8 protein-coding genes and 2 pseudogenes are annotated in these 9,254 nt (G+C 69.5%); 6 read left to right on the top strand and 4 right to left on the bottom strand.

Annotated features, from left to right (window positions below; translation table 11 throughout):
- A pseudogene (locus AB0917_RS21615) lies at positions 1-110 on the bottom strand (MarR family transcriptional regulator); the annotation flags it as partial.
- Between the two features lie 479 nt (positions 111-589).
- Here AB0917_RS21615 and AB0917_RS21610 point away from each other — a divergent pair.
- Together AB0917_RS21610 and AB0917_RS21605 are read left to right on the top strand one after the other, a co-directional pair.
- On the top strand, positions 590-1,066 hold the full coding sequence (locus AB0917_RS21610; protein ID WP_366821236.1) for a nuclear transport factor 2 family protein: 477 nt from the start codon (positions 590-592) through the stop codon (positions 1,064-1,066).
- 310 nt (positions 1,067-1,376) lie between these two features.
- Complete coding sequence (locus AB0917_RS21605) at positions 1,377-2,606, top strand: hypothetical protein (RefSeq protein WP_366821235.1); 1,230 nt, start codon at positions 1,377-1,379, stop codon at positions 2,604-2,606.
- 238 nt (positions 2,607-2,844) lie between these two features.
- Here AB0917_RS21605 and AB0917_RS21600 read toward each other — a convergent pair.
- Positions 2,845-3,000: pseudogene (locus AB0917_RS21600) on the bottom strand (APH(3'') family aminoglycoside O-phosphotransferase); the annotation flags it as partial.
- Positions 3,001-3,280: 280 nt separating this feature from the next.
- Between AB0917_RS21600 and AB0917_RS21595 the strand changes: the two are divergent.
- Positions 3,281-3,817 (top strand): hypothetical protein, encoded by a 537-nt coding sequence (locus tag AB0917_RS21595; protein ID WP_366821234.1) that lies wholly within the window; start codon positions 3,281-3,283, stop codon positions 3,815-3,817.
- 449 nt (positions 3,818-4,266) lie between these two features.
- Here AB0917_RS21595 and AB0917_RS21590 read toward each other — a convergent pair whose 3' ends face one another.
- Entirely contained in the window at positions 4,267-4,728 is a 462-nt protein-coding gene (locus AB0917_RS21590; protein ID WP_366821233.1) for an ATP-binding protein, read from the bottom strand.
- Positions 4,729-4,976: 248 nt separating this feature from the next.
- On the opposite strand from AB0917_RS21590, the gene AB0917_RS21585 reads away from it, so the two are divergent.
- From AB0917_RS21585 to AB0917_RS21575, 3 genes are all read left to right on the top strand, one after another.
- Complete coding sequence (locus AB0917_RS21585) at positions 4,977-5,828, top strand: DUF5753 domain-containing protein (RefSeq protein ID WP_366821232.1); 852 nt, start codon at positions 4,977-4,979, stop codon at positions 5,826-5,828.
- Between the two features lie 12 nt (positions 5,829-5,840).
- A complete protein-coding gene (locus tag AB0917_RS21580; RefSeq protein ID WP_364779468.1) occupies positions 5,841-6,035 on the top strand; it encodes a DUF397 domain-containing protein in 195 nt (64 codons plus the stop codon).
- A 958-nt stretch (positions 6,036-6,993) separates the two neighbouring features.
- Positions 6,994-7,944, top strand: coding sequence for a bile acid:sodium symporter (locus AB0917_RS21575; RefSeq protein ID WP_366821241.1), 951 nt, complete (start codon positions 6,994-6,996; stop codon positions 7,942-7,944).
- Between the two features lie 180 nt (positions 7,945-8,124).
- On the opposite strand, the gene AB0917_RS21570 is transcribed toward AB0917_RS21575, so the two are convergent.
- Positions 8,125-8,808 (bottom strand): hypothetical protein, encoded by a 684-nt coding sequence (locus tag AB0917_RS21570; RefSeq protein WP_366821240.1) that lies wholly within the window; start codon positions 8,806-8,808, stop codon positions 8,125-8,127.
- Positions 8,809-9,254: the final 446 nt, after the last annotated feature.

Here is a 9,254-nt window from a genome sequence, read left to right as displayed (position 1 = left end):
CGGGGGCGTTGGTCGGGGGCGGAGCGTTTGCCGTAGCCGGGTTTGGCCATCGGGTACGCGGTGGAGTGTGCGGGGGCGGGCGGGGCAGGGCTAGGGTGCTGGATAGCCACGGGATCGGCTTTCTAGGGTTTCGATCTTGCGGTCAGACCCCGGCGCTGGTGCTTCCTACACCGTGTCGGGGTCGCTTCGTTCTCGAACCGTAAGCAGTGGTGACGCTGCGCCGCAAGCTGTCACGATTAGTCATACTTGCTGGCCGTGACGGGTTGGGGAGGTGGGATGGTTTTCCCTAACCCCCTTCACTTACCTACCGGTTAAAGAAGGCGCTCGAATCCCGGGGCTCGCATCCCGACGCCCGGGTCCCGAGACCCGAGCTTCGGGCCGGGGCCCCCTTCACGTACCCCCGGAAGAGTGAACCGGCTGCCCCCGAAGCTCGGGTCCCGGGTCTCGGGCTTCGGGACACGAGCCTCGGGCTCAGGCCGAGGCATGGGCCCGAGACTGACGGCGCCTCTGCCCACCCGGAAGCTGCTTGCGGGCCGGCCGCAGACAAAAACCGGTAGCTGCGGGGGAGTCGAGCCGATAGGAAGGGGCGATGGCCGATGAATCGCTCGATCCTCTGGACCGCCTGACCGCCGAACGCGCCTGTGAGCGCCTGATCGTTAAGTTCGTGCATGAGCTGGACCTCGGCGAACCCGGCCGGGTGGCCGAGCTGTTCACGGTCGACGGGGTCTGGGAGTGGGCCGAGGGGGACCGCAGGATCGAGGGCCGGGACGCGCTGCGCGACTACTTCGGGGCCCGGCCCGCCGACCGGCTCTCGCGCCGCATCTGCACGAACATCCTGGTCACCCTCACCTCCGGGGCGACGGCGACGGCGACCACGTACTTCACGACGTACCGCGTCGACGGCCATGAGGGCGGGATGCTGGCTTCGAGGCCCCCTACGCAGGTGGGGCACTACGAGGACACCTTCCGCCAGGTCGACGGCCGGTGGCTGCTCAGCAGGCGGGCCCTGTTCCTGGCCTTCGGGGGGCCCACCGAGCACGTGGGGCGGGCGGGCGGCAACACCTGACCAGCCCTCCGGAGGGATTCCGATGCGGCTCCCTTGCGGCTCGCTTGGGGCTCCGTTGGGGTTCCGTCGGGGTTCCGGAGAGCGGTCCTGCCGGGTCCCTCTGCACGTGGGCGTTCCGACGTTCCGCTGCGGTACGGCGTTCCTCAGCGGAACGGCGGTGAGGCGCGGCACGGCGTTCCGCAGCAGTACGGAGGCGAGGCGCGGCACGGCGGTGAGATCCGGTACGGCGGTGAGGCGCGGGACCCCGTACTCTCCCCCCGACAGGGGATGCACGGCAGGCGAGAGCACGTGCGAGCAGGCGGGGACACACATGGAATACCGGCGCGCGGCGATACCGGCACTGGTCGGCGGGCTGCTGATCACGGCGCTTCTGTGGTGGGCGGGGGCGAGTACGCAGGCGTTGCGCCTGCCGGGCGCCGTCGATGTGCTGGGCGGGCGGGCCGCCGCCGAGCTGGACCACTGGCTCCTCCCGTGGTCGTACGACCCTCCGGCCTCCGTCCGTATCGGCGCCGAGACGTTCGGCGTGGGCGAGGACCGGGCGACCATCGACAACTCCCGCTATCTGTCGCTGTACACGACGGCGATGCAGATCCGGTTCGTGGCGGTCTTCCTCTTCTTCGTGCCCGGCGCGCTGCTCCTGGTCCGCAGGCTGCCCCCGGTGAACGGCCGGGTGCCCGCCACGCTGCTCGCGGTGTGGGCCTGGGGCCTGGTGGCCGGAACCCTGGCCGTGACCGTCTCCGCGCCCTGGCTGGTCGCCGCACAGGGGCGCGGCAGCTACCGCTTCCTGCCGCAGCTCGCGGGCATGGCCTCCGGCGGCCGGCAGATCCTCGTCCCGATCGCCCTGGTCGCGGCCGTGGCCGTCGTGCTCGCGGCCCGGGTGACCGCCAAGGGCGCGGGCCCGCTGCCGCGGGTGGCCGTTCCGGTGGTGGCCGCCCGACTGGCCGCCACCGTCGGGACCGCCGTGGTCGCCGTGTCCCTGGTCGTCCTCTCGTACCAGCCGGTGGCCGCCGCCATCCAGACGTCCTTCGTGGGCAGCGGCCTGTTCGCCGAGCCGGGCGACCTCCTGCGCCAGTGGCTGCTGCTGGGCTCGTGGGCGGGCCCGGCGGGTACGCCGGTCGGCGACTGGTTCCTGTACCGCGTGGCCGACGCGCTGGTGCTCGCCGTGGTGTGGTGGTCGCTGCGGTGGCTGCCCGTACTGCTCACCCGGGCCACGGTCCCGGCGATGGCGGCCGGTGCGGTCTGCGCGACCGTGATCGGGTTGCTGGTCAGCCAGTTGGCGCAGATGGCCCTGAACGACTCCGGCATGCGGTGGGGGCTGGTGCAACTGTTCGCCGGGTTCGGCGGCGGCGTCCCGGCCGCGCTGACGTTCGGCCTGGTGGCGGGGGCGGCGGCCGCCGTGGCGCTGAGGGTGGCGAGCGGCCGGGCGGCGGCGGGCGGGGCCGAGGCACCGGGCGTCACGGGGACTGACGGTGACTCCGGCGGAGCAGCCGCGGCCGGGGCTCCGGCTTCCGACCGGGGGCCTGGGCCCGCCGCGCCGTAGCGGCCCCGGATCAGGTTCGGGTTTGAGTTCGGGCGAGGCTTTGGGGACTCCCCGTTCCGGTCCTGGCTGATCAGGCGATGGGGGCGGACGCCGAAGCGGGGTGGACGGTGGAGGTCCATCGCGAGGTGATCGACGCGATCGTCTTCAGATTCCAGACCGGCACGCATTGGGTGCACATGCCGGAGACATGCGGCATCAGGCGGGGTGGCTACAACTGGCAGCGGATGTGGGCAGCAGCGCGCTCGGCTTTCAGTTCGGCTGCATCCGCGCATACCGGGTGGCGTCCGCGCTGCGAAAGACAGCTGCTCCCGACTCGCCAGCGGTGACGGGCAACCAGTCGCCCCAAACACCGAGGAGCAACGGCGATATGTCGGGGACCAGGGTGATCGCTCATGGCGGCCACTTCAGCTAGCCCGGCAGTCGGCTCGGGACCGGGGGTCTCTGCAGCACTATGTATCCGGCATGCGGCACGGCGTGCTCCGAACGAAACGGTCTAGGCTCAGGAAGTTGTCCGGCGTGCGAGTCGGTCGGCTGACCCGGCTCAGTCGGCCGGCCAGTGCTGATCGCGACAGACGCGGCGAGCCAGAAGGCGACCATCCGGCGCGGACTGCGTGACCGGATGGCTCGGCCAATGATGGCAACAAACGCGCCGAGGGCGTCTCGGGAGACCAGTAATGAACGTGCGTGGACGCCGCGGGCTCAGCCTTATGGCGGGGCTTGTGGTGCTGCTTGCCGGCTGCGCCGGTGGAGCCGAGCGAGAGTACGCCGTCCCCAAGACTGTGTGCGGCGTGCCGGTCGAGGAGAGTGCGGTCTCTCCGTTGTTGCCTCCCGGTCCTGACCTGATCGAGCACAAGGATTCGCTCTCGAAGGAGCGGGGACACTGCTCGATCACCGTGAATCACGACGGGGTCATATCCGTGACCTTCAGCCGGGTCGACCGCGACTACGACCCCATGGACGAGAGCCAGAGCTACAAGTTCCGAAACCGGCAGCGAGTCACGGAGCTGCCCTTCCCCGGCAGGGGGGCGATCGGTGATGACACCATCATGATCACGGCGAAGTGCGGGGGTGGAGGGCCGGCGTATCTCATCATTGATGTGCTGGTCCGCAAGGGGATCGAGGCTGATGCCGCTCCGAAGCGCGCGGAGTTCCGGAAGTTCGCCGAGGAGTACACGGCAGGCGCGAAGAAGATCATCGGTTGTGCGGTGTGACGGATCTCCAGTGCAGAGTCTTTCCGGATGCCCTCTCCGAAGGAATGACGCTCCTCCGAAGAGGGGGAAGACATCACTTCAGCGGCTTCTGGGTGAGGGGCAGGACCCCGTAGAGGTCCTGGACCGTCGTGGGCGATGACTCGTGGAGCTGCTGGGCCGGGATGGCCTTCGGGTTCCCTACAGCGGGAGTGGCCGGGCGGCGATGTGGCGGTGACCACGGTCGGGTGTTGCCGCGCCCGGCCCGAGGCTTCCTCGGCGACTGAACACGGCCCTTGGCGACTATCGGCGCCGGTTCAACTCCGCGCACGCGGCGCGCTCTTGCCCTCCCGTACGGGGTGGTCGTACGCGTCGTGGGCGCGTCGCGCGGCCAGGTCCGGGCCCGAGCGTGATCCCGGCCGCGAGCGCCCCCACGACCAGGCCGACCACCGGGAAGCCCCACCCCGTGAGGCTCACGTCGTCAACTCCGGCCGCCCGAGGGTGAACCACACGACCGTACGCCCGGGGTCTCGGTCGCCACCGCTGCCCGTCCCCCACGCGAGCGCCAGGCTCTCCACGAGGAGGAGTCCGCGCCCGTGCTCCTGCTCGGGCTCCGCCGTGGGGGCGCCGAGCACACCGAAGGCCGCGCCCAACGGTCCGCCGTCATCCGAAACGGCGACGGTGCCCCGCTTCCGGTTGACGGCCACGTGGACCCCGATCAGTGGCGTACGTGTGTGGCAGTGGGCGTTGGTGACCAGCTCGGTGACGCAGATGCGGGCGTCGTCGACCAGCCCGGTGTGCCGGCTGACGCCCAGCAGCGAGGCGAGGAAGTCCCGCGCGATTCTGGGTGCGGCGGCGGTGTTGGGCAGAGTGAGGCGGTAGCTCTCGCCGCCGAGGGGGTTCGGCTGTACGGGAGTTGGGGTTGCAGCGGACATGTCGGTCTCCCCATGCGGTCCGGTTCTGCGAACTGGTGCGCGATCCCTCGCCCGTGGTGGTGGCTGTACGGGCGCACGCTTCAACGCGCTCCTGTGCAGCCCCACTTCGATTTCCCGAGGTGAGGCGCGGTGCTGGGCAAGACCATAGCCGTGGGTCGCACTTGTCGTACCTAGGCGGAGAATTAAGTGACCGAATGGATTACCTTGTGGACGCCGTTCACACTGTGAGGCGACAAGAGGAGGGGTCCATGCCACCAAGGAAGGCGCCCACTGCGCGGCAGCGTCGCGTAGGTGCTGAGCTACGCAAGATGCGGCAGAGCGCGGGACTGGCACTTGCCGAGGCCGCTGCTCTGCTCAGTACGGAGCGCACCACCATCAGCAACACGGAGTCGGGGCGCTTCGGTGTGAGCGGTGAACGGGTCCGCAACTGGGCGGGCGGCTATGCGTGCCCCGATGAGGCGTACGTGGAAGCGCTCGCCGCGATGGCCGAGGAGCGGGGCCGGGGCTGGTGGGAGGACTACCGCAACGACCTCACCGGCGGCGCGATGGATCTGGCCGAGCTGGAGCATCATGCGGTGGGTATCAGGGCGGTGCTGATTATGTACATGCCGGGTCTGCTCCAGACCGAGGACTATGCGCGTGCGGTGTTCGCGGAAGCCGTGCCACGTCTACCCGAGGCCCGGCAGAGACGCCAGCTGTCCCATCGGCTCAAGCGTCGGGATGTCCTCGACCGGGAGAAGCCGCCGAAGTGCACGTTCCTCGTTCATGAGGCGGCGCTGCGGATGGTCTACGGTGACTCCAAAGTCGCGCGCGGGCAGCTGGAGCACTTGCTGCGTGAGTCGGAGCGCGACAACGTCATCGTTCGGGTGGTCCCCTTCGCGGCCGGCGGGTTCCCGGAGACGGGAAGCTCGACGCAGTATGTCTACGGGCCTGTTCCGCAGCTGGATACTCTGCTGACGGACACGGCAACCGGGCCCGCGTTCCTGGACGCCGAGACGCGTCTGGTGAACTATCGGGCGACGATGGACCGGGTCGAGGAACTGTCTCTTGACCCGCGAAAGTCAAGAGACTTCATCCGTGAGGTCGTACAACAAGTGTGAGGCGTGAAGTACGTGGATATCCAGTGGCGCAAGTCCTCGAAGTCATCGGGTGCCGATGGCAATGCCTGCCTGGAGCTGGCCGAGCATGGCGGCGAGATCCTGCTGCGAGAGAGCGACAACCCCGACGTGATCGTCCGCACGACGCGGGCCAAGCTCCGGGCGTTCCTGGGTGGTGCGAAGGAAGGCGAGTTCGACGACTTCGCCTGAGTCTTCGCGGCCTGGCAACGAGCGGTCCCCATCGGCGCAGGTGGGGACCGCTCGGCGTTTGTATCACTTGTTAATCGACCAAGAATCACTCGTTAGACGTCAAACACTTGATACGGGAGCGCACGACACGCTAGCTTCCTGACGTGCCACCCCGTCATGTGGTGGCGAACTCCCCTGCCGTCTGCGCCCGTTGGGGGAGCCGTGATCCAGGGCGCCCCCTCTCCGTAGCTCGTCACGCCGGCCGTGGTCAGGGGGCGTTCCTGGTGTCCTGCCAGGAGGTCGCGCCATGCTCGAACACGTCCCCGGCCCCGCCGACTCCGCTCCGTACGCGTACTGGTGCGAGCGGTCCACCTACGCCTCGGAGGACCTGGACGAGCCCGACTGCTTCGTGCGGTACTCCGCTGCCACACCCGAGCTGGCGATCCAGCGGATCCGGGACGAGGCGCGGGCCCTGCTCGGCGGGTTACCGGAGGGGCGGCGCCCGATTCTGGGGTGGGCCGATGGGCCGGGGCGGGTCCGGGCCCTCGGTGCTCTGTACGGGGGGCGTACCTGCGGGTTCTCGTTGCGGCACGGGGACGGGCGGAGCGAGTGGGATCGTGCGCCCGTACCTCGCGGTCCCCGCCGACCCGGCGGTCTCGTCGAGCGTGTTGTCTGCGGAGGACGCACCGTGCGGTGTGTGCCTGTTCTGCACACAGGAGAGCTGACCGCCGCGAGCCAGGGGCCCTCAACGCTCCTGGCCGGACCTTCGAGCCGGGGGGAAGGCGCACGTTCGGCCGGTGAGCACGATGAGGATCCCTCGGCGGTCCAGCCTCGGGAAGTCCGTGCCCCTGCCGAGGGGGCCGTGCTGCCTGCGGAGCTGTTCACCAGTACGGTGTGACGCGCTCGGGCCGCCGCCTGTTCCGCCACCTCCGTGCAAGGAGTACGTACGTTGTCGTCGTCACCCGGCCTGGTCGCAGCCATGGAGCGCCATCAGGTCGCCGTCTATGTGGGGGCCTTGGCCGCCGGGGGCCTCGTGGGCTGGGCTGTGCCCGGTGCGGGGCCGGGCCTGGAGCACGCGATCAGCCCGGTGCTGGCCGCCCTGCTGTACGTGACGTTCCTCCAGGTGCCGGCGGGCGAACTGGTCCGGTCGGTGCGGGCGGGCCGGTTCCTGGCGGCGACGCTGGTGGTGAACTTCGTCGTGGTGCCGTTGGTGGTCGCCGCGATGTTCACCTTCCTCCCGGACGACCGGGCGGTCCGCCTCGGCGTGCTGCTGGTCCTGCTGGCCCCGTGCATCGACTACGTGATCGTCTTCAGCGGGCTCGCCGGAGGAAGCAGCCAACGCCTGCTCGCCGCAACGCCGTTGCTGCTCCTCGCCCAGATGGTGCTGCTGCCGGTCTACCTGTTCCTGTTCATGGGCCCGGACCTGGCGGACGTGGTGGAGGCCGGGCCGTTCGTCGAGGCGTTCGTCGGGCTGATCGTCATCCCGCTCACGCTGGCCTGGCTCACCCAGGCGTGGGCCGCACGCCGTCCGGCCGGACAGAAGGTCGCCGACGCGATGGGCACGACGATGGTGCCGCTGATGGCAGCCGTCCTGCTCACCGTGGTCGCCTCCCAGGTGCCGAAGCTCGGTGACTCGGGCAGCCTGGGGGACGTCGGCCGCGTGGTGCCGTTCTACGTGCTCTTCCTCGTCGTGATGGCGTTCGCCGGGCTCGGCGTCGCCCGCCTGTTCCGCCTGGACGCTCCCGCCGGGCGGGCGATCGTGTTCACCGGCGCGACCCGCAACTCCCTGGTCGTCCTGCCCCTCGCCCTGGCGCTGCCGGACGCGCTGGCCGTCGCCGCGGTGGTCGTGGTCACCCAGACCCTGGTCGAGGTGATCGGCATGGTGGTCTACGTCCGGGCCGTCCCCCGACTGCTGCCGCTCCGGGGCTGAACCACGCCATCGGCCGGGGCGCCCGGCCTGGGCGGCAGCCCGGTGGACGAACGGCGGTCGTGCCCTTCCGGGCTCGGGGTACGGCCGGGCGGCAGGAGCAGAACCGCTGCCCGGGGGAGCCGCGTACCTCGGTGCCCATCCCCCCGAACGGGCACCGAGGCGTAGCGGGACGGGAGGCCGTCAGCCGTTCAGGTCGAAGAGGGTGAACTGCTCCCAGGAGCCGCCGATCGCGGCCGAGCGGGCCCGGAGGGCGTACTGGAGAGATCCGGTGTAGCTGTTCTCCATGGTGACGAAGAGCCCGTTCAGCGTGGACTGAAGGGCCCAGCGGTCCAGCCCCTCGTTGTAGTACAGGACGAATTTCTCCCAGCCGCCCACCGCCGTGGAACGGGTGCGCAGCACATTCTGCGAGGTGCCGGTGAAGTTCTTCTCGACCGCCACATAGCGGTTGTTGGCCAGATTCCTCAACGCGTACGTGTCGGAATTCTCGTCCCACTCGAAGGCGAAGCCCTCCCAGCCGCCGGTGATAAAGGAGGACCGGGCCCGCAGTGCACCGGTGTTCGGAGCGGCGTAGTTCAGCTCGGCGGCGACGAACTTTCCGTTGCGGGCCGACTGGAGGCCGATGAGCTCGGGCTCGTGGGCCTTGGCGGAAGCGCTGCCGTCGGCGGCGGCGGACGGGGCGCGCCGGTCGGCCGCCGGTCTGTCGGTGCCGTCGGTGAGCTGGGCCAGTTCGGCACCGTTCACGGCCTTCCAGCCGCTGGGAACGGCGGCGGGCCGGTCGTTCTGCGGCGCGTCGGCCGAAGACACGGGCGCGACCAGCACGGACGTCGCCAGCACGGCGCTCAGGGACAGCAGGGCGGTGGTCATGCGTCGCACAGATATTCCTCGCTGTTCGTCTCACGGATTCCGGTACCGGCGGGAGCGAGGCAATAGGCGGGCAGGATATTCACGGTGGCCCTGCCTGGAGATCGCCTTGTCTGGAGACCGCCTTTCCAGGTTTTTGCCTCGTCAGGAGATTGCCCCGTCAGGGGTTAGCTCCACGAGAAGCTTCGACCGGTCCCTGCGTGTTGAGTATTTCCTGCGCATGGCTACGCGCTTGCCTGTCTCATCCCCCCGGGAAAACTGCGGTCGGCGCCCTCCCCGGACACTTCGGCAGCTGCTGCGCCATGGGGCGAAGCAGGTTCAGCGTAAGGGCGGTTTGCATTTTGCGGCAAACTGTTTTGTGGCGCTCAGGAGAGTTTGTGCGGGAGTCGTGGTGCATTATTCATTCCGTAGTTGTCCGTTAATCTTGACGATGATTTTCGGCATGGCCG

The organism is Streptomyces sp. NPDC007346 (genome assembly GCF_040703535.1).
GTDB lineage: Bacteria > Actinomycetota > Actinomycetes > Streptomycetales > Streptomycetaceae > Streptomyces.
This window is presented reverse-complemented; position numbering and strand designations above follow the sequence as displayed.